This is a genomic window from Boseongicola aestuarii (assembly GCF_900184815.1).
Classification (GTDB): Bacteria; Pseudomonadota; Alphaproteobacteria; order Rhodobacterales; family Rhodobacteraceae; genus Boseongicola; species Boseongicola aestuarii.
In genome coordinates this window covers 137,249-155,369 of sequence record NZ_FXXQ01000008.1, presented here as the reverse complement: position 1 = coordinate 155,369, position 18,121 = coordinate 137,249, and the positions used below count along the sequence as shown (strand labels likewise).

The window sequence follows — 18,121 nt, the reverse complement described above, 5'->3', positions numbered from 1 at the left end:
AGCACAAGCGGGCGGAAAACAGAAAAAAGCGCCGATGAAGGCGCCTTTTTCCAAACCCTAACGGACATTCAGCCGTCAGCCATCACGACCCCGTCAGTGTCGGTGCCATCTGCGATGGTTGTGCCCATTATCTTGAACGTTCCGAAGCCGTCATCGTCCTGGACAACTTCAAAGCCGGTGTCGCCATCGTCATTGCCCATCGTTATGCCACCAAGGCTGACCACATGCGTGTCGCCTTCGCCTTCTTCCTCGAAAACCACCCCGACTCCGCCGTTGTTGGTGACCGAAACGTTGGCGACGATGCCGATTGCATGGCCCGGGCCTTCTTCCGAGTTTTTGATCGCATCGTCGGTATTGCCGCGCGCCGTGCTGTCGAAAATCGCCAGTTCGATGCTGACCGCACCCTCTTCATCGAAGTCGAGCCCTTCGTCGAAGTTGTCGGAGATCGTGGCGCGGGTGACGGTCGCAAGGATCGAGCCTGCGCCCGCTTCGTCGATGTCAAAACCATCGTCCACGTCGTTCGCGAATTCGTATTCCTCGACGGAGCCATCCTCATGAAGGTCAACTTCCCGCTCGAAGCAACGGTCATCGGGCGAGGATGTGATCGGGCCGGGGATCTCGGCTTCGGTCATTTTGCCCTGTTCGAACTCGCCTTCGGGTTCGGCGGGCATGAAGGCGGAGAGAATGGCCGGGTCGCAATAGTCGCCGTTCCGAATGAATAGCGTATCTGTGACCATCACGATCACATCGCCGTCCTGACCTTCGTCCAACTCGGCCCCATCGGCGCCGACGCCCATGAACGTCGAGCCGGTCGCGACAAGGTGGATGCTTCCAGCGGACCGCTCGTCCACGCGCAGACCATCGGCGTCAAACCGCCCCTGCCCGACGCCGTCGATCGTCACATCGCTGAAGACCACGCTGATCGAGGCGGGAGAGCCTTCACCAGCCCCGCCACCGCCACTGCCGCAGTCATCTGCCAGTGAGCAGTCCGAGATATGCACACCGTGGCCGGCGACATTTGCAACCGTCACATCCGACAGGCGCAGCGTGACGACGCCCGACTGGTCATCGCGCACATCGACGAAGATACCCTTGCCGGCGGTCTGGTCGATATCGCCACGGTTGTTGATGTCAAAACCACCGGGGCCTTGGAGAGTGAGGCCCGTCAATGTAAGGTCCGCGCCCTCGCTGGCTGTCAGCAGTGTGATATTGGCCAACGACGTGATGCGCGCACCGTTCCCGCGGATCGCAAGTGCATCGGTGCCGCCATAGGTCAGGCCCGAAGCAAGGTCGATGTGGGTGCCGGGGGCCAAGACGATGGTGCTGGGCGCGCCACTTGCCGCAGCGGTCGCCAGAGCCGCGCGCAAGCTGTCAGCCCCGGCGTCAGCGCCGGATGTGACGAGAATGGGCGCTTCGGCAAAAGCCGCGCATGGAAGGACGACGCAAAGTGCTGCGACCGACGTTTTCAGATGTGATTTGAGTACCCGCATATTAGCCCCCGAAGTATGCAAAATTCATGACTTCGGGGGTAAATCGCATGGGTAACAGTTTCATTTCAGAAACATGACGCTTTTAGAAAATTGGGCCGCCGATGCGGTGATCGGCGGCCTTTTGAATAGTCACATCTGGAAACCGGGTGTCGATTTCGACAGCGCCTCTTCCTCGTCGGTCATCTCTTCGGGAATGCCATCGAACAACGGCGTCGAGAGATACCGCTCGCCCGTGTCGGGCAACATGCACAGGATCACCGAGCCTTCGGGCGCGGTTTCGGCGACTTTCATCGACACCGCAAAGGTCGACCCACCCGAAACGCCCGTTAGAATGCCCTCCTCGGCGGCAAGGCGTTTGGACCATGCGATGCCGTCCGCGCCTGCGACAGGCAGCAGATCGTCGTAGTAATGCCCGTCGATCGCCTCTTGCAGGACATATGGGATAAAGTCCGGCGTCCAGCCTTGGATGGGATGCGGCGCCCATGCGGGGTGGCCGCTGTCCGGCGCATGGCTGTCGGTACGCGATTGCGCGACTCCAGATGCGATCAGGGCCGCGTTGTCGGGTTCGGTCAGGATGATCTTAGTGTCGGGACGTTCCTTGCGCAAAACGCGCGAGACGCCGGAGACTGTGCCGCCGGTGCCATATCCCGTCACGAAGTAATCGAGCCGCTCGCCTTTGAAATCGGCAAGAATTTCGCGCGCGGTGGTGGCTTCGTGAATGTCGGCGTTGTCCGGCGTTTCGAACTGGCTGGCAAGGAACCAGTCGTTCTTCTTGGCCAGTTCGACCGCTTTCTTGTACATGCCCACGGCCTTTTCAGCGCGTGGTGTCAGCACGACCTTCGCACCGAGGAACCGCATCAGACGGCGGCGCTCAATGGAGAAACTGTCCGCCATGGTGATGACCAGCGGATAGCCCTTGGCCGCGCACACCATCGCAAGCCCGATGCCCGTATTGCCCGAGGTCGCCTCGACAACAGTTTGTCCGGGCTTCAGGCGACCGTCCTTTTCCGCCGCTTCGATGATCGAGATCGCAAGCCGGTCTTTCACGGAGGCGGCAGGGTTGAAAGCCTCGAACTTGACGTAGATAGTGGCGTTCTTGGGTCCGATCCGGTTGATCCGGATCACGGGCGTGTCGCCGATGGTGTCCACAATGGACTCGTAGCGGCGACCCCTGCCCTCTGTTTGTCTGCTGGCCATGAAATTTTCCCCCTCGCTGGTATCTGAAATGACACCAGATCTGACGATCCGCGCGCCAAAGCGCAAGAGCGGAGCCAATTGATGGGGAATGCGTTCGCCTTCGCGACGTCAAACCGGACGGTATTTCCGCAGAGAAGTTACTGTCCGGGACAGCCGTTCAGGATCTGGTCCATCGTCAGCGCGGGCTGGTCGCAACCGGCCTCGCCAACGATTTTCGCAGGCACGCCCGCGACGGTTTTGCAGGGTGGGACTTCTTCCAGAACGACCGAGCCGGCCGCAATCCGCGAGCACGATCCAACGCGGATATTGCCCAGCACATGCGCGCCGGCGCCGATCAGCACGCCGTTGCCGATCTTCGGGTGGCGGTCATCGTCTTCCTTGCCGGTTCCCCCCAGCGTCACCGAATGCAGCATCGACACGTTGTCGCCGACAACAGCAGTTTCGCCAATGACAATGGAATGGGCGTGGTCGATCATCAGACCCTTGCCGATCCTGGCGGCGGGGTGGATATCGACGCCGAAGACCTCGCTGACGCGGGCCTGAATGAGATAGGCAAGGTCGCGCCGCCCCTGCTGCCAGAGCCAGTGGCCAATACGATAGGCCTGCACGGCCTGATAGCCCTTGAAGTACAAAAGCGGCTGCATCAGGCTGTGGCACGCCGGGTCACGCTCGAAAATTGCGACCAGGTCAGCGCGGCCCGCTTCGCCAAGTTCGGGCGAACGTGCATAGGCCTCATCCGCGATTTCGCGCAGGATTTGCGGCGACATTTCGTCGGACGACAGCTTCATCGCGACCCGATAGCTGAGCGCGCGTTCAAGCGACGGATGGTGCAGAATGCTCGAGTGAACAAGCCCGCCGATCAGCGGCTCTTTCATGACTGCAGCACGCGCGTCCTCGCAAATCTGATCCCATACGGGATCGAGTTTTCGGGGTTTACGCTGTTGCTCGGCCATGGCCAAATCCTTCTCACTGCCCTGCGGCATCTACAACATATAGACGCGGCAGGGAAACCTGAAAAGGGATTTGCAATAATTTGCGAGGAAGATGATGGATCTCGGTGACGCTAAAAGGCTTCTGAATGAAGAGCTTAAGGCGCTTGAGCGTGAAGACACGTTGGGGGCCGACGATCAAAAGACCGTGACCCTGGATCAGCAATCGGTGGGGCGTCTCAGCCGTATGGACGCGATGCAGCGTCAAGCCATGGCGCAAGCCACCGCACGACGTCGCGCGGGGCGTCGGCAGCGGATCATTGCTGCTTTGAAGCGCATTGAAGACAATGAATTCGGCTATTGTCAGGACTGCGGAGAGAACATCGCCGCCGGTCGGATCGCTCTGGACCCGACCGTCAGTCTCTGTCTGTCATGCGCGAAGGGCTGAAGCCGATCAGCCGCGCGGCAGCGTCAGTTCGGCGAAATGTACGGCAAGTCTTACGACACCAGACCCATCGAAATTGCCGCCCGTGGATGTCAGAATGACATCCGTATCACTGTAATAGGCCAGCGGATTGCCCGTAATCCCGCGCAGCCAAGCCCCCGTGGACACCCCGATTCCGCTGCCGTACCGGTTCGAACTGCCCGCCACGCCAACCTCAAAACTGGCCGCGCCACCGATGTCGGTCACAACGCGCCCCGTGATCCCGTAGACCGTGGCATTGGCGGGAATGAAACCCGGAACCACGCTGGTCGCGCCTGCGGCGACGCTATGATCGACCTCAACGCTGCGCTGCACAAATCCAGCACCATTGGGCGAAAACGCACCGCCGCCAGGGACCCAGTCCTCTCCATCAAAGGCCACCGCAACACCACTATCCGCACGCCAGCCCCGCCAGCCGACCTGAGGTGTCACGAACACCCAACCGCCATTCAGGAACAGCGCCAGCCGCCCGTCCTCGCCCGCCCATTCACCGCTCGCTCCAGCTGAAACAGCATAAAGCGCGCCGTCAACCGCCGCCCCGGGAGCAACGCCCGCTTCACCTGCCAAAGTGATCTGCGCCAGTGCATCAAGCCGCGCAAACGCCTCATTCACAGTCACATGCTTTTGTGCCTGCGCGGGCTGTACAAGCGGCAACCCCAATTGTGTTGTCTCAGTCATCCACGCTTACCTTTCCAAAAAGCCCCGGACCAAAGCGATCCGAGATTTGTGCCACCTCAACGACGAACGCACCGCTGATGCTGTCTGAAAGCTGATCCACCGCGCTATAGACCCACGATGGTGTGACAACCGTCACTTCACGGCGCACGACACCACCAACCCGAACCCGAACCCGATAGGCTTCACGCGCCTCGCCAAGCGGTGTTTCTCCAGGTTCCCAGAAGTCGCCATCTATCCGGCTCTGCCGCGTCCAGGACACCGTAACATCGCCAAGTCCATCACGCCGCCAGCCAAGATGCACCGGCGTGAAGGGTCTCAAACCAATCCCCATCGCGGTGTGATCAAGCGTGCGATACGCCGGATGATCCACCGGCTTTGACGCCGGACCAACGCGATAAGACCGCGCAGCCCCTCGCCGGTTCGGCGACAGCGGAATCGGGACGATATTGCCATCCAGAATGACCACAACCGACCCGACCGGCCAGACACCCGGCACAAGCCCGTCCGTCCCGCGCTGCCCGCGAAGCCGCATCGATAGCGCCCAGGTATCAGCGCCGACCAAAATCGCATCGCGGAACTGGAACACTTCCCAGGCGCCGGTCAACGGATCTCCGATGGCCGCCAGATTGCCCCCGTTCAGCAAGGCCGCTTCGCCGATGCTTCCAAGCGCGCCGCCCGATAACTTCACTTCCAGCGCGGCGCCCCGATCATATTGACCTACCCGTGCCGCGCTCAATGGCGACAAAGTCTCGCCGATAATCGCGGCGCGCGGCACGTTCGCTTCAAAACCCCAGTCATCGCCCGTATCCGAGCCGTAAACCGCCACCGACCCCGGCCACGGCGACGCAGCAACCGCAATCACAGGGGTTTCCGGGCTTTCGTTGCCGGCCAGCAACGGCAAATCCAGCATCATGGGCCAAACTGGCATAGGCGCGGTTACAGTTGGCGTCGGAACCACGACGTCAGGCGTGGGCGCCGCCTCGTAGGCCCCCGAGACCACGCGCACCGCCTCGATCACCTTGGCGCCCGCGTCCTCGATCCGATCCACCCGGAATTGCCCCGAAACCTCCCCCGTTTCCAACTGCACCACATCGCCCGCCGCCACAGCAAACGAAGGTGGCACCATCAGCGTGACCTTGTCGCGCGCCACGCGCACTTCGGACAACCAACGCTCGGTCGTCTGCGCGCCCTCCGACTGCGTCAAAACCAGCGCAACTTCGCTGCTTGCGACGCCATCCGCAGTCCCATCCGGGTAGATGCTCTCTTCGGCGCGTAGCTGATAACTGCCATCGGCTTCGATAAAATTCAGCCGCACACGCCCCGGCACATCCACCACAGGCTCGCGCGTCTGCACCACCTGACCGGCATCGCCCTCGCGCACCAGATGATCCGGCGTCACCACCGAAACCGGATGCGCATCGCGGTTCTTGAACACCAAGCGCCCGTCCCGCTCGACCGCATCCACACCCGATGCCAACAACAAAGGCTGCAACGCCGAACGCGCATCCTCATCGCCATTCAGCCTATAGCCCCGCACAAAGCCGTAAAGCTCGGACACATCCACATCCGAAACACCCGCCTTTGCACAGACCTCGGCCACCACTCCCGCCAAGGACCGCGAAGACACACGCCCCGACAACCAATGCCCGCGCCCATAATTCTTTCCGTCACTCCACAGCGCAGCGTTGCCCGGAAAATGCGGAAACGGACGCGTATCCCACGCCCAGACAAACATCCGGTCCGGATCCACCATCTGCCCGTCATAAAGCGTGGCTTCCGGATTGTTCGCCGGATCGCGCCAGAACTCCGCCATCGCCCGCAGATACTGCATCTGGATCAGATCATCCCGCGCACCGTTGGAATACTTCGGCAACGCACTTTCCGACGACTTCGCATCCAGGAACTTGTTCGGCTGGTTCGTCGCCTTATCCAGCGCCGCGCATCCGATCTCATCCACCCAGGCACCGTCAAACTGCGGGCCGCGCAGTCCCTCAAAGTCATGCGACGAAAACACCTGCGCCACAGCCCATTCGGCCAGACCAGCCGCCTGCGCGACGCCTCCCAGACGGGCTTTCGATCCTCCGGTGAACAGGCAACAATCCCGCTCTCGCCCAAAACCATTACATCGCGCGCCTGATCAAAGGTCTCACCCACCAAGGCAATGCGCGAACACCGCCCCACATCCTCAGGCCCAGCGCCCTCAACCTGCGCTCGCACCCACTCGGCTCCGGCCCGCGTCTTGCCCGCACCGCGCCCACCCAGCACCATCCACGTCCGCCAGTCCCCCTCGGGTGGCAACTGATGTGGCAATGCCCAGAACTCGAACAGATACGGCAAAGCCCTTACGACTTCGGCTGGCAACTCACTCAGAAACGTCGCCTGTTCCTCGGGCATCGCGGATGCGATCAAGCCGGCGCCCAAGTTCGTCGCGGACGCTGTCAAAGTTGTGGGGCTTGCGCGAAAAGACCCCGCCGGAAAGCTGGACACGTTTGTCATTCGTCTGAATCTCCTGGATCACGGTGGTCCGGGTTTTCGCAAGCATCACGATGGCGCTTGAGATATCGGTATCGAGCGGCGCATCCTTTGCCCGCAATCGTCCGGCTGCCGTCTCGAAGGCAGCCATCAAGTCGCGCAGTATCTGCTCACTCTGCGCAAGAAGCTGACGCGACGCGTCAGCCCCGATCTTCCCGATCGGGTCATCCGTCATAACGGGGTCCTGTATGCTTGGGAAATGCAGGCGATTCTGGTTTAAACACACCGCGGGCTATCCCCACGGCCGCTCTGCCACCTGTCCTATCTTGCCTGAAGGTATGCCATAGACCGTGCGCAAAGTCAAGCGTAACCTACTGAAAACAATCAATAATACCGTACGTTGCAATTACCGAAAGGTTAACGGCACACCGCCAGCACGCAGAAAACCCCAAGCAATCAAGGCGCTACTGGCTCTCGCGCTCAGCTTCGATCTTGCGCCACTCCGCGACATTCGCATTGTGCTCGGCCAGCGTTTCAGCAAAGGCATGGCCCCCGGTTCCGTCCGCCACAAAGAAAATATAGTCGGTGTCATCAGGGTTCAGCGCCGCCTCAATACTCGCCTGCCCCGGATTCGCAATCGGAGTCGGCGGCAGCCCGGTGATCACATATGTATTCCACGGCGTTTCCCGTCGCAGCTCGCTCTGGCGGATACCGCGCCCCAGAATTCCCTCACCCCGCGTGATGCCGTAAATCACCGTCGGGTCGGTCTGAAGTCGTATCCCCTGCCGCAAGCGGTTGGCAAACACACTCGCCACCATACCGCGCTCCTCCGCAACCGAGGTCTCTTTCTCAATGATCGACGCCAGAATCAAAGCCTCCTCGGGCGTCTCAACCGGCGCATCTTCCGCCCGGTTCTCCCAGGCCTCGGCCAATCGAATCGACTGAATGGCCGTCATCGAGTTCAAAAACTCCGCACGATCCTGCCCCGGCGTGATCTCATACCCATCCGGCGCCAGTGTCCCCTCAGCAGGGATCTCCGTCACCTCGCCCTCAAACACATCCAATGCGCGCAAAGCATCGACCACCTGCCAGCTTGTCACACCTTCCGCGATCACCACCCGATAGCGCGTCGCCACATCGTCGCGCGCCGCCAGATAGGGCTCGGGGGCTTCTTCAGCCCCCGGATCGAACTCGGCCGTGACCTCAAACTCCTGCGTCGCTGCATCCAGCTCGCGCACCCGCACCGACTTGGAATTGACCGAAACCCGGTAAATTACTTCCGTCCCACACGTCGATAATCCATCCCCGGTAATCGCATCCACGATCTCGGACATCGAAGCGCCTTCCTGTATCAGGAACGAACCCGCTTTCAGATCATTCGCCTTTTCCGAATAATCCGCCCCCAATCGATAAATCGTGGCATTGCTGATCGCGTCCGCAGCCTCAAGATCGACCGCCACGCGCCGCATATTGCTGCCCGGAGCTACTTGCAGACAAATTGCATCCGCCAAAGGCCCCGGCCCGGTGTATTGCCGCTGCGCCCATGTCAAACCGCCAAACGCCACAATCAGCGCGACAATCATCAATGTCAGCACATTCGACGCCAGATTACGCCACATCAGTCGTTAACCCGTCCCATAACCAACGACGCATTCGTGCCGCCAAACCCGAACGAGTTCGACAAAGCCACGTCAATCTTGCGCTCACGCTTCTTGTTCGGGGCCAGATCCAGCTTCGGCTCCACCGCGGGATTGTCCAGATTGATCGTCGGCGGCGCCACCTGATCGCGCAGCGCCAGAATGCAGAAAATCGCCTCCACAGCGCCCGCGGCCCCCAGCAAATGCCCGATCGACGACTTCGTGGACGACATCGTCGCCCCCGCCGCCGCATCTCCCATCACACGCTCAACCGCGCCAAGTTCGATCGTATCCGCCATCGTCGATGTGCCATGCGCATTGATGTAATCAATATCCGCCCCCGTCAGCTTGGCCGACCGCAAAGCCGCGCGCATCGCCCGCTCACCGCCCTCACCATCTTCGGACGGCGCAGTGATGTGATAGGCATCCCCCGACAGACCATAACCCAAAACCTCGGCGTAAATCTTCGCACCGCGCGCCTTGGCGTGCTCATATTCCTCAAGCACCACGACGCCGGCACCCTCACCCATGACGAACCCGTCGCGATCCGCATCATAAGGGCGCGACGCCTTCTGAGGCTCACCCGCCCGCTTCGTCGACAAAGCCTTGCACGCGTTGAACCCGGCGATGCCGATCTCGCAAATCGGGCTCTCCGCCCCACCTGCAACCATCACATCCGCATCATCCAGCATGATAAGCCGCGCCGCATCGCCAATCGCATGCGCGCCTGTCGAACAGGCCGTCACAACCGCGTGGTTCGGCCCCTTGAACCCAAACCGGATCGACACCTGCCCCGAAACGAGATTGATCAACGCCCCCGGAATAAAGAACGGTGACACCCGACGCGGACCCCGCTCCTTCAACAACACGGCCGTCTCCGCAATCGACTGCAAACCGCCAATACCGGAGCCGATCATCACGCCCGTGCGCTCAAGGCTCTCTTTGTCCGTCGGTGCCCAGCCCGAATCCTTCACCGCCTGCTCCGCCGCCGCCATGCCATAAAGGATGAAATCATCGACCTTGCGCTGCTCTTTCGGCTCCATCCAGTCATCCGGATTAAACGTCCCGTCCGAGCCATCGCCGCGCGGAACCTCGCAAGCATAGGTCGTGCCCAGATGGCTCGCATCGAACCGCGAGATTGTCCCCGCCCCCGATTGCCCAGCCAAAATCCGGCTCCAAGTTTCCTCCACACCACACGCAAGTGGCGAGACCATTCCTAATCCTGTGACGACGACGCGACGCATGCCTGTTCTCCGGTTCTCAATGCCGTTCCAAACCTCATACACGCCCCGCGAAAGGCGCGCAATCAAGCCGCGCCCATCCAGACCCCAAGCGTTAAGAAGTTGAAAACCCCCACCACGCTATGATCGTCCTTCATTTCCCGGAATACCCAAAGTCCCGACGATGCGATCGCCCGCCGCCAAACGCTTCTGCATCCCGCTCGCCGTGATGTGCCTCGTCGGCACACCCGCGCTTGCCTGCACCGCTTCCAATCGGCTTGCCGACCTCGCCCAGACTTACAAAACACTCCTTCAGGCGCAGGATTTCGACGACTGGCAGGCGCACACCGCGCGCCTTTCCGACGCACTCGCCACCACCAGCGCGGCAAAGCTTGGACGCGATCTCGACAGCGAAGGCGCGCGCGCCGACATCTCGCGCATCGCCCGCCTCTTTGCCGACGCCTCGGCCCTGCTGAACAGCGCCCACGGCGACCGCGGCTATCACGCGGCACGCACTTTGGAAAACCTGGTCTATGTTGACGGCCTCCTCACCGCGACAGGCTGCGATGAGGCTCTTGCCGAAACCGCGCGTTTCCGCGAAGCGACCGACCCAGACACAACGAACACCGCGCAAAAACCCGCCGACACGTCCCGCACCGCGTACTCAAGCCTCGCCCTCCTCACCCTGATCTTCGCCGCCGGCGGCGCCTACGCCCTGCGCAAGAAGGGCGCGCAGGAACCGCGCACCATACGCCTCACGCGCTCCCCCTCCTCGATCTCGGTGCTTGTAACTGTGGAAAACGGCGCGCCCGATCTGGCCGACACAGCCGATATCTCCATCGGAGGCGTCCGGCTCTCGTGGACATCCGCGCCCCCGCCCGGCACCGCCCTCACCGTCGACTTCGGCGAAACCGAGCGCCCGGCCCGCATCATCTGGTCAAACGCCTATTTCGCAGGGGCCCGCTTCGACACCCGCTTCACCGACGAAGAACTTACCCGTATCCGAAACCGCACCAACAATCCCTGACCACCGATGCCTGGTCGCAAACGAAAAACGGCGTCCCGAAGGACGCCGCTTTCAACCTCGAAAAAGCTGACTAATCAGACAGCTTCTTTGATAAATTTCACCGCGTCGCCAAAGCTCTGGATCGTCTCTGCCGCGTCATCCGGAATCTCGATACCGAACTCTTCTTCAAACGCCATAACCAGCTCGACCGTATCAAGGCTGTCAGCGCCGAGATCATCGATGAACGATGCGTTCTCGGTGACTTTGTCTTGTTCAACGCCCAGATGCTCGACCACGATCTTGCGCGTGCGATCTTCGATGTCGCTCATGTCAATTCCTCACATTCTCTCGGGGACTTGGCCCACATTTGATAGTATCGCCTCGAAAGGAACGCGCTTGTCGCACACTCCAAGCCCCGGCGAAGATGAGCGCCGCCTATATCAAATTCCCGTGAAAGGCAAATGATATAATGACGACACACGACCCACTTATAGCATGGCCATTCCGCCGTTCACATGCAACGTCGCACCTGTGATATATCCGGCCTCGGCACTCGAAAGATACACCACGGCGCTGGCGATCTCGTCGGCCTCGCCCATGCGTCCCATCGGCACTTGCGTCAGAATGGCGCTTTTCTGATCGTCGGTCAGCTTGTCGGTCATCGCCGTCGTGATAAAGCCGGGCGCCACGCAGTTCACCGTGATCCCACGGCTCGCCACCTCATACGCCAGAGACTTCGACATACCGACCAATCCGGCTTTTGACGCCGCATAATTTGCCTGCCCCGGATTGCCGGTCGCCCCCACCACGGAGGTGATATTCACGATCCGCCCCCAACGCGCCTTCATCATGCCCCGCATGACACCCTTGGACAGGATCATCGCGCTCGTCAGGTTCACCTGCAAAACGCTTGCCCATTCCTCGTCCGACATGCGCATGAACAGATTGTCCCGCGTGATCCCGGCGTTGTTCACCAGAATATCGACCGCGCCCATCGCCTCGGCCGCCACCTTGGGCAAGGCCGCCACGTCCGCACTGTCACTCAAATTACAGGGCAACACATGCGCCCGCTCGCCAAGTTCGCCCGCCAAAGCCTCCAACGGCTCCACCCGCGTGCCTGACAAACCAACGCGCGCCCCGCGGGAATGCAGCCCCTGCGCGATCGCCGCCCCGATACCACCAGACGCGCCCGTCACCAAAGCCGCCTTGCCTTCCAGATCAAACATCCAACTGCCCTTCTTTTTGGTTCAAATATCCCGGGGTGAGGCCCAAAGGGCCGAGGGGCAGCGCCCCTACCCGCGCATCGCTTCCACAGCGCCCGCCACATCCGCCGCCGTCCCGACAGCCCGCGTCTCCGCATCCTTGGCGATCCGGCGGATCATCCCCGACAAGGCCTTGCCCGCGCCAACCTCCCAGAACGCGGTGACACCACCATCACCCGCCATCCAGTCAACACTCTCCCGCCAGCGCACCGACGCCGTCACCTGCTCGACCAGCAACGCGGCAATCCGAGCCGCATCTGAGACCGGCTGAGCCAAAACATTCGCCACCACCGGCACACTCGGGTCTTTCATCTCGACCCCCGCCAGAGCCTCAGCCATTTCCCGCGCCGCAGGCGCCATCAATTCACAATGAAACGGTGCAGACACCGGCAACATCAAAGCCCGCTTCGCGCCGTGCTCCTTGGCCAAAGCCGCCGCCCGCTCCACAGCCCCCTTATGACCCGATACCACGACCTGCGCGGGATCGTTGTCATTCGCCGCTGCACAAACCTCGCCGTCCGCCGCTTCGTCTGCAATCGCGCGCACTGACTCGATGTCCAAGCCCAAAACAGCCGCCATCGCGCCGACGCCTACCGGGACCGCCGCCTGCATCGCCAATCCGCGTCGCCGCAGCAAACGCGCCGTATCCGCCACAGAAAATGTCCCCGCCGCACAAAGCGCCGAATATTCACCCAGAGAATGCCCCGCCACAAAAGACACATCTCCCATCGATACGCCCTCGGCCTCCAACGCACGAAGCGCCGCAAGCGATGTCGCCATCAAGGCAGGCTGCGCGTTCTCCGTCAGGGTCAGCGCGTCCTGCTCCCCCTCCCAGATCAGCGCCGACAGCTTCTCGCCCAGCGCCTCGTCTACCTCATCAAAAACCGCCCGCGCCGCCGGATATGCCTCGGCCAGATCGCGCCCCATGCCAATGGTCTGCGCGCCCTGTCCCGGAAATACGAATGCCAATGTCATCTAGTGCTCTCCCTCGTTTTCTTTCGGTGTAGGCTCTGGACTGCTCACGCGCAAGTTTGCGTCGCGCGATATTCAGACCGCCCGGGCAAAACCCCAAAAGGTTAACGCAAAAAATACATTAAGTTCATGCCGCTAAATATTGAAAGCAAATGTTTTTTCACAACCGTACACCCCGTGAAACAACCAGGATCCCCGAAAACACCCCAAAACAAGCGACATACCCGGCACCTCCGTACGGTCGCACCGACGTAATACCGACGTCAAACCGACGTTGTACCGACATGGCCAAATGGCCCTGTTTCACAATGGAATAAGGCGTTAACTTTTGCCCTCGGACCCCCAGCACAGCCTCGCTGCGTACGCCGCGTTAACCTTTGACGTCGACCACGACCCGACCCTTGACCTGACCCTTCAGGATATCAGCGCCCAGCTTCGGCAAATCCTCAAGCGTCGCGGGCTGAACCATCGCTTCCAACTTGTCCATCGGCAGGTCTTTCGCCACCCGCTCCCAGGCCCGCACACGGTTCTCGAAAGGCTGCATCACGCTGTCGATCCCCAGCAGATTCACACCGCGCAACAGGAACGGAATAACTGTCGCAGGCAAGCCGGCCCCGCCCGCAAGTCCGACGGCCGCGACCGAGCCACCATACTTAACCTGCCCCAAAACCCGCGCCAGCATCGCCCCGCCAACCGCGTCAATGCAACCAGCCCAAGTCTCTGCTTCCAAAGGCCTTTTTACCGTCTCGTTCAGCTCTTCGCGCGCAACCACGCGCGCCGCGCCCAGGCTTTTCAGGTAATCACCCGTCTCGGGCCGCCCGGTGACACCGGCAACTTCATAACCCAGATTGGCCAAAATCGCCGTCGCGACCGAGCCGACACCCCCCGCTGCACCGGTCACCAGAACCTCGCCCTTGTCCGGTGTAAGCCCGTGATCTTCAAGCGCCATCACCGCCAGCATCGCGGTAAAACCCGCCGTTCCCACAGCCATCGACGCCCGCGTCGTCAACCCGTTCGGCAACGGCACAAGCCAATCGGCCTTTACACGTGCTTTCTCGGCGTAACCGCCCCAATAGGCCTCGCCAACGCGCCACCCCGTCAACACAACTTTGTCGCCCGGAGCATAGCGCGGATCATCCGAAGCCTCGACCGTTCCGGCAAAATCAATACCCGGCACATGCGGATAATTGCGAACCAAGCCACCCCCCGGCCCGATGCACAACCCGTCCTTATAATTCACGGTGGAATACTCGACCGCCACCGTCACGTCGCCGTCCGGCAGGCGCGCCTCGTCGATCTCCTGAACAGACGCCGACGTCTTGCCTTCATCATCTTTTTCAACAATCAGCGCTCTCATGACGGTGTCCTTCTCTCAATTCCAGCAATCCAAATGACCGCAACCGCTCCCGCAGTTCAGGCTTCCTTAATGGCCATATGCTTTAATTTCCCCAGCGCCGCCAGTTTGTTTTTCTCGCTCCGAGAACACAGAAAACCACGCGTTTTTGCCCTCGCGCAAAAAACCAAAACTGCCACCAGGTCCCCGGCGAAACAAAATCATTTAAAAACATATTCTTAACCGAGAATTTCAAACTTTGTTAATTATGCGACCAACTGTCGTGATCCAAACCCCAACCTGAAACGTAAAAATTTATGTTCATACAAATGAAACAACAGGTTTACAGATGACCGACATCATCAACATCCTCCTCGCGCTTGCCAGCGTCGGCCTCGGGGCGGTTGGCTGGCTCATGCCGCGGTACACGATGGATCTTCTGGATATGGCGCCAACCAACTCGACCATGGGTCTTTCCGAAATCCGGGCCGCGTCAGGCGCGCTCTTCATTGGTCTCGGCCTTGGTGCGATCATTCTGAATACACCTCTTGCCTTCGCGATGGTGGGGTTTGCCTGGGGCGGGGCCGCGATTGGCCGCTTGACGTCCATCGTCGCTGACGGTGACGCATCGCGCATGAAGATCACTTTTTTCGCGATAGAAGCCGCCGTCGCATCCACGTTGCTGGCGATTAATCTATAAGGCGGCGCGTCGTCACACGCCCCCTTCCAACCGGCCCTCAAACACCCTATATTCAATCTGTTCCGGCAACGGGACTATGGACATAAACGCGCTCGTAATAAGCGGATCGGACCCGGGGGCGGTACCCGGCGTCTCCACCAAAAATCTCTCATTTGGGGATCATGGGGACGAAATAGGATCGACGGACGTCTAAAGGGGTTTTGCTTTGTCTCGGTGAGGTACCACCGATATCGGTCCATCAAAGCTAGTTGCAAATGACAACAAAGCTCCAATGGCGATGGCTGCGTAAGCAGTCGGAACTATTGAAACCTAAGTCCTTAGGCTTTGCGGTTTAAGGCGGGGTCCGCAGGCACCTGGCAACAGAAGCCTGCACTTACAACATATTGTTTTCATTACATTTTTGTCTGGAAAAGCGCGCAATCAACTGACGTCGCTCATTTCGCGTTGGTGCGGATAAATATCTTCGCTTGGGTAGCGCGCACCACGTTTTACCAGATGAACATCCATGTTCCCGATCAGGAATTTTTCCTTCAAAAGTGCCGTCACGCGATCACAGTCCAGGTCCGGCTGACAGGTATAAACGTCAATCGTCACAAAGCCCCGCGCAGGAAACGTGTGAAAGCCGATGTGACTTTCGGCAATCAGCACCACGCCCGAAATACCGCCAGGATCGCGCGGATTTAAGGGACCGACTTCTACCACCAGCGGCTCGGAAATAGCGTGCATCCCCAGTTGCGCCGGGATTTCATGCAGCATTTCCTCCAACGCACCCAAATCAGCAAGCCGCGCGGGGTCAGCGTCATACCCATCCACCATCAGATGAACGCCAAAGTTTCTGTCTGCTCGCTCATGTCTTCAATTCCTCATCGTTTTTCAGTTTGACAGGACGCGCGCGGTCATAGGCCAGATGGAACACAAAGCCATAGATCGTGTAGACAAGCGTCAACGCCATATCGACCACCAAGGCTTCGACAAAGCCGTGCCCTCCTACGATCATCACGATCGGGACTGTGAGAAACACGGTCGTTGCTTCCAGTCCGATCGCATGAACCACGCGCCACATTGTGGGGCGGTCGCTGGCAATGCGGTCGGCAAAGTGCAGATCGAGGCGATCAAAGGCAGTGTTGTAGATCGGTGTCCAAACCAGAACCGCGATGGAAAGCGCAATCATCAAGCCCGCAGAGCCCCAAACGTTTTCCCCGAAAACCACCATGTAAAGTGGCGTCGCTATCGCCAGTCCGCCCACTTCGTAACTCAGCGTCTGGATCACCCGCTCGCGTCTGCTTCGCAGCATTTTCCGTCAGTCCCATTCAATTTCCTGCGCTCCTCCCGCGCACGAGCGGACATTCGATGACAAATGTTGCAGCATTATTTGCAGGCATGAATCTAAGCGAGAGCCGTCATCTTCCTCATCGCTGGCATCCGAGCGACATCAGGCATCCAGCGGTACATCCAAGCCGCCCTTGATGTCCCAGTTCGAGCAGATGGTATTTTTTGGCCGACAATTCGCGCGACACCTTTTCATCGGGTCCGAATCTTTTATGCTGGGACCTCAATTCCAGGGGACGCCATGACGCGCATCATTGATTACGGGAACCTGATGCACCGCGCGATGCGGGGGCTTATACAGGACGTTCTCAACGATGTGGCCAAGAACGGTCTGCCCGGCGAACATCACTTCTTCATCACGTTCGACACGATGCACCCGGACGTGGAAATCGCAGACTGGCTCAGTGATCGCTACCCCGATGAGATGACCGTTGTGATGCAGCACTGGTTCGACAATCTCGAGGTCACCAATGAAGGCTTCTCGGTCACGCTGAACTTCGGCGACTCGCCCGAGCCTCTGTACATCCCCTACGACGCCATCCGCACCTTCGTCGATCCATCGGTGGAATTCGGCCTGAGATTCGAAACCCAGGACGACGACGATGATGAAACGGCGGAAATAGAGACTGCGTCGAAACTGGAAACAAAAGAAGATACCGGGGCAGCAGAAATCGTAAGTCTCGATAGTTTCAGGAAATAATCGGCCGTATTTTCGCCGCAATTTCCCCGGTCTCGCGCCATTATTGATCGTCATTCTCTGCCTGAAACCGGGGAGTCCGCTCATGTTTTTTCGCGATTTAAAGATGAAGCCAACGACCATCGACGTGACCTTTGTCGAAGCACGACTGCCCGTTCACATGGGCCACCGAGACGCCTCGTCGGTGTTTGGGGAACCTCTGAACCGCCAGCTTGTCGCAACGGCCATGGGCACCCTGACCAAAGTGCGCGCCCATGAAGCGGGTCCGGATGACATATGCGGCGTGACACTCTACCTCGGCCTGCGCGACGCCTCGCGCGAAAGCCTCGAAACCGTTGCCGGTATGCTCGACTATCTGCACGCGCCCTATGGCTCGTCGATCAGACGCGCAGACGGCGGAGAGCCGGTTGTTTTCGGTGTTGCGGAAGGGCTTGAGATCTCGGTCGACAGCGCACTTGCGCCGGATGGTCCCGGGCGCCGCGATTTTGCGAAAATGTGCAGTGACGCCATGAAGGGCCTCGCGGTCAACCGTGGCTGGACCCGTCGCGCCGACAAGACTGTGTTTTACTTCTACGGCGAAAGCGTGCGCTCGATGCAGGACCGCCTGTCCGAAGCCTTCGACGCGCACCCTATCCTTGCCTCGGCGCGCGCACGTCGTCTCGCCTGAAGTCGCGTAGTGCCACCTGACCCATGCGCGATTGCGTAAGTGGCGCTG

The 18,121-nt window shown here is 60.1% G+C and carries 19 protein-coding genes, 1 other RNA gene and 1 pseudogene; 6 read left to right on the top strand and 15 right to left on the bottom strand.

The features are described 5' to 3' along the window. Positions 1-68: 68 nt before the first annotated feature. From BOA8489_RS12695 to cysE, 3 genes are all read right to left on the bottom strand, one after another. Positions 69-1,490, bottom strand: coding sequence for a hypothetical protein (locus BOA8489_RS12695; RefSeq protein ID WP_093974400.1), 1,422 nt, complete (start codon positions 1,488-1,490; stop codon positions 69-71). Positions 1,491-1,619: 129 nt separating this feature from the next. Further along, positions 1,620-2,687, bottom strand: coding sequence for a PLP-dependent cysteine synthase family protein (locus tag BOA8489_RS12690; RefSeq protein ID WP_093974399.1), 1,068 nt, complete (start codon positions 2,685-2,687; stop codon positions 1,620-1,622). A gap of 137 nt (positions 2,688-2,824) precedes the next feature. Then, on the bottom strand, positions 2,825-3,640 hold the full coding sequence (cysE, locus tag BOA8489_RS12685; protein WP_093974398.1) for a serine O-acetyltransferase: 816 nt from the start codon (positions 3,638-3,640) through the stop codon (positions 2,825-2,827). Positions 3,641-3,731: 91 nt separating this feature from the next. On the opposite strand from cysE, the gene BOA8489_RS12680 reads away from it, so the two are divergent. Continuing rightward, positions 3,732-4,064: a TraR/DksA family transcriptional regulator gene (locus tag BOA8489_RS12680; RefSeq protein ID WP_217897952.1), complete on the top strand. Its 333-nt coding sequence runs from the start codon at positions 3,732-3,734 to the stop codon at positions 4,062-4,064. Between the two features lie 6 nt (positions 4,065-4,070). Here BOA8489_RS12680 and BOA8489_RS12675 read toward each other — a convergent pair whose 3' ends face one another. The 6 genes and pseudogenes from BOA8489_RS12675 to fabF all read right to left on the bottom strand — a co-directional run bounded on the left by BOA8489_RS12675 (position 4,071) and on the right by fabF (position 10,131). Then, on the bottom strand, positions 4,071-4,778 hold the full coding sequence (locus BOA8489_RS12675) for a DUF2793 domain-containing protein (RefSeq protein ID WP_093974397.1): 708 nt from the start codon (positions 4,776-4,778) through the stop codon (positions 4,071-4,073). Then, entirely contained in the window at positions 4,771-6,735 is a 1,965-nt protein-coding gene (locus BOA8489_RS12670; RefSeq protein WP_176440294.1) for a baseplate megatron protein TIM-barrel domain-containing protein, read from the bottom strand. Before BOA8489_RS12670 ends, BOA8489_RS12675 begins: the two co-directional genes overlap by 8 nt. Further along, positions 6,724-7,172 (bottom strand): annotated as a pseudogene (locus BOA8489_RS20820) (terminase large subunit domain-containing protein); the annotation flags it as partial. The gene BOA8489_RS12670 and the pseudogene BOA8489_RS20820, both read right to left, overlap by 12 nt. Next, positions 7,141-7,485 carry a hypothetical protein gene (locus tag BOA8489_RS12665; protein WP_093974395.1) on the bottom strand — a complete coding sequence of 115 codons (345 nt, stop codon included), beginning with the start codon at positions 7,483-7,485 and terminating at the stop codon, positions 7,141-7,143. The pseudogene BOA8489_RS20820 and the gene BOA8489_RS12665, both read right to left, overlap by 32 nt. A 229-nt stretch (positions 7,486-7,714) precedes the next feature. Further along, positions 7,715-8,869, bottom strand: a complete 1,155-nt coding sequence (gene mltG, locus BOA8489_RS12660; protein ID WP_093974394.1) for an endolytic transglycosylase MltG — start codon at positions 8,867-8,869, stop codon at positions 7,715-7,717. Beyond that, entirely contained in the window at positions 8,869-10,131 is a 1,263-nt protein-coding gene (fabF, locus tag BOA8489_RS12655; protein WP_093974393.1) for a beta-ketoacyl-ACP synthase II, read from the bottom strand. Before fabF ends, mltG begins: the two co-directional genes overlap by 1 nt. Before the next feature lie 160 nt (positions 10,132-10,291). Between fabF and BOA8489_RS12650 the strand changes: the two genes are divergently transcribed. After that, positions 10,292-11,134 (top strand): PilZ domain-containing protein, encoded by an 843-nt coding sequence (locus BOA8489_RS12650; RefSeq protein ID WP_093974392.1) that lies wholly within the window; start codon positions 10,292-10,294, stop codon positions 11,132-11,134. Positions 11,135-11,208: 74 nt separating this feature from the next. Here BOA8489_RS12650 and BOA8489_RS12645 read toward each other — a convergent pair whose 3' ends face one another. The 4 genes from BOA8489_RS12645 to acuI form a co-directional block, all read right to left on the bottom strand. Beyond that, positions 11,209-11,442 (bottom strand): acyl carrier protein, encoded by a 234-nt coding sequence (locus tag BOA8489_RS12645; protein ID WP_093974391.1) that lies wholly within the window; start codon positions 11,440-11,442, stop codon positions 11,209-11,211. 159 nt (positions 11,443-11,601) lie between these two features. Continuing rightward, the gene (gene fabG, locus BOA8489_RS12640) at positions 11,602-12,339 is read right to left on the bottom strand and encodes a 3-oxoacyl-[acyl-carrier-protein] reductase (RefSeq protein ID WP_093974390.1); all 738 of its coding nucleotides are present in this window, start codon (positions 12,337-12,339) and stop codon (positions 11,602-11,604) included. A 66-nt stretch (positions 12,340-12,405) separates the two neighbouring features. Continuing rightward, positions 12,406-13,350, bottom strand: coding sequence for an ACP S-malonyltransferase (fabD, locus tag BOA8489_RS12635; protein ID WP_093974389.1), 945 nt, complete (start codon positions 13,348-13,350; stop codon positions 12,406-12,408). Between the two features lie 367 nt (positions 13,351-13,717). Continuing rightward, a complete protein-coding gene (acuI, locus tag BOA8489_RS12630) occupies positions 13,718-14,704 on the bottom strand; it encodes an acrylyl-CoA reductase (NADPH) (RefSeq protein WP_093974388.1) in 987 nt (328 codons plus the stop codon). Between the two features lie 325 nt (positions 14,705-15,029). Here acuI and BOA8489_RS12625 point away from each other — a divergent pair, with 325 nt between their 5' ends. Both BOA8489_RS12625 and ssrA read left to right on the top strand, forming a co-directional pair. Further along, entirely contained in the window at positions 15,030-15,380 is a 351-nt protein-coding gene (locus tag BOA8489_RS12625; RefSeq protein ID WP_093974387.1) for a DUF4345 family protein, read from the top strand. 20 nt (positions 15,381-15,400) lie between these two features. Further along, positions 15,401-15,754: a transfer-messenger RNA gene (gene ssrA, locus BOA8489_RS12620) on the top strand. A gap of 46 nt (positions 15,755-15,800) precedes the next feature. On the opposite strand, the gene speD is transcribed toward ssrA, so the two are convergent. Beyond that, entirely contained in the window at positions 15,801-16,199 is a 399-nt protein-coding gene (gene speD / locus BOA8489_RS12615) for an S-adenosylmethionine decarboxylase (RefSeq protein ID WP_281256194.1), read from the bottom strand. Positions 16,200-16,227: 28 nt separating this feature from the next. Beyond that, positions 16,228-16,674 (bottom strand): PACE efflux transporter, encoded by a 447-nt coding sequence (locus BOA8489_RS12610; RefSeq protein ID WP_093974385.1) that lies wholly within the window; start codon positions 16,672-16,674, stop codon positions 16,228-16,230. 276 nt (positions 16,675-16,950) lie between these two features. Here BOA8489_RS12610 and BOA8489_RS12605 point away from each other — a divergent pair, with 276 nt between their 5' ends. Next, positions 16,951-17,409: an SspB family protein gene (locus tag BOA8489_RS12605; protein ID WP_093974384.1), complete on the top strand. Its 459-nt coding sequence runs from the start codon at positions 16,951-16,953 to the stop codon at positions 17,407-17,409. Between the two features lie 82 nt (positions 17,410-17,491). Beyond that, entirely contained in the window at positions 17,492-18,073 is a 582-nt protein-coding gene (locus BOA8489_RS12600; RefSeq protein WP_093974383.1) for a hypothetical protein, read from the top strand. The last annotated feature ends 48 nt before the right edge of the window (positions 18,074-18,121 follow it).

Bases quoted from the DNA above. Each gene is read 5' to 3' on its own strand.
- mltG (WP_093974394.1), bottom strand. From the start codon at position 8,869: ATGTGGCGTAATCTGGCGTCGAATGTGCTGACATTGATGATTGTCGCG.
- BOA8489_RS12650 (WP_093974392.1), top strand. From the start codon at position 10,292: ATGCGATCGCCCGCCGCCAAACGCTTCTGCATCCCGCTCGCCGTGATG.
- BOA8489_RS12605 (WP_093974384.1), top strand. From the start codon at position 16,951: ATGACGCGCATCATTGATTACGGGAACCTGATGCACCGCGCGATGCGG.
- BOA8489_RS12645 (WP_093974391.1), bottom strand. From the start codon at position 11,442: ATGAGCGACATCGAAGATCGCACGCGCAAGATCGTGGTCGAGCATCTG.
- acuI (WP_093974388.1), bottom strand. From the start codon at position 14,704: ATGAGAGCGCTGATTGTTGAAAAAGATGATGAAGGCAAGACGTCGGCG.
- BOA8489_RS12625 (WP_093974387.1), top strand. From the start codon at position 15,030: ATGACCGACATCATCAACATCCTCCTCGCGCTTGCCAGCGTCGGCCTC.
- BOA8489_RS12690 (WP_093974399.1), bottom strand. From the start codon at position 2,687: ATGGCCAGCAGACAAACAGAGGGCAGGGGTCGCCGCTACGAGTCCATT.
- BOA8489_RS12665 (WP_093974395.1), bottom strand. From the start codon at position 7,485: ATGACGGATGACCCGATCGGGAAGATCGGGGCTGACGCGTCGCGTCAG.
- BOA8489_RS12695 (WP_093974400.1), bottom strand. From the start codon at position 1,490: ATGCGGGTACTCAAATCACATCTGAAAACGTCGGTCGCAGCACTTTGC.
- BOA8489_RS12680 (WP_217897952.1), top strand. From the start codon at position 3,732: ATGATGGATCTCGGTGACGCTAAAAGGCTTCTGAATGAAGAGCTTAAG.
- fabF (WP_093974393.1), bottom strand. From the start codon at position 10,131: ATGCGTCGCGTCGTCGTCACAGGATTAGGAATGGTCTCGCCACTTGCG.
- BOA8489_RS12610 (WP_093974385.1), bottom strand. From the start codon at position 16,674: ATGCTGCGAAGCAGACGCGAGCGGGTGATCCAGACGCTGAGTTACGAA.
- BOA8489_RS12600 (WP_093974383.1), top strand. From the start codon at position 17,492: ATGTTTTTTCGCGATTTAAAGATGAAGCCAACGACCATCGACGTGACC.
- fabG (WP_093974390.1), bottom strand. From the start codon at position 12,339: ATGTTTGATCTGGAAGGCAAGGCGGCTTTGGTGACGGGCGCGTCTGGT.
- cysE (WP_093974398.1), bottom strand. From the start codon at position 3,640: ATGGCCGAGCAACAGCGTAAACCCCGAAAACTCGATCCCGTATGGGAT.
- fabD (WP_093974389.1), bottom strand. From the start codon at position 13,350: ATGACATTGGCATTCGTATTTCCGGGACAGGGCGCGCAGACCATTGGC.
- BOA8489_RS12675 (WP_093974397.1), bottom strand. From the start codon at position 4,778: ATGACTGAGACAACACAATTGGGGTTGCCGCTTGTACAGCCCGCGCAG.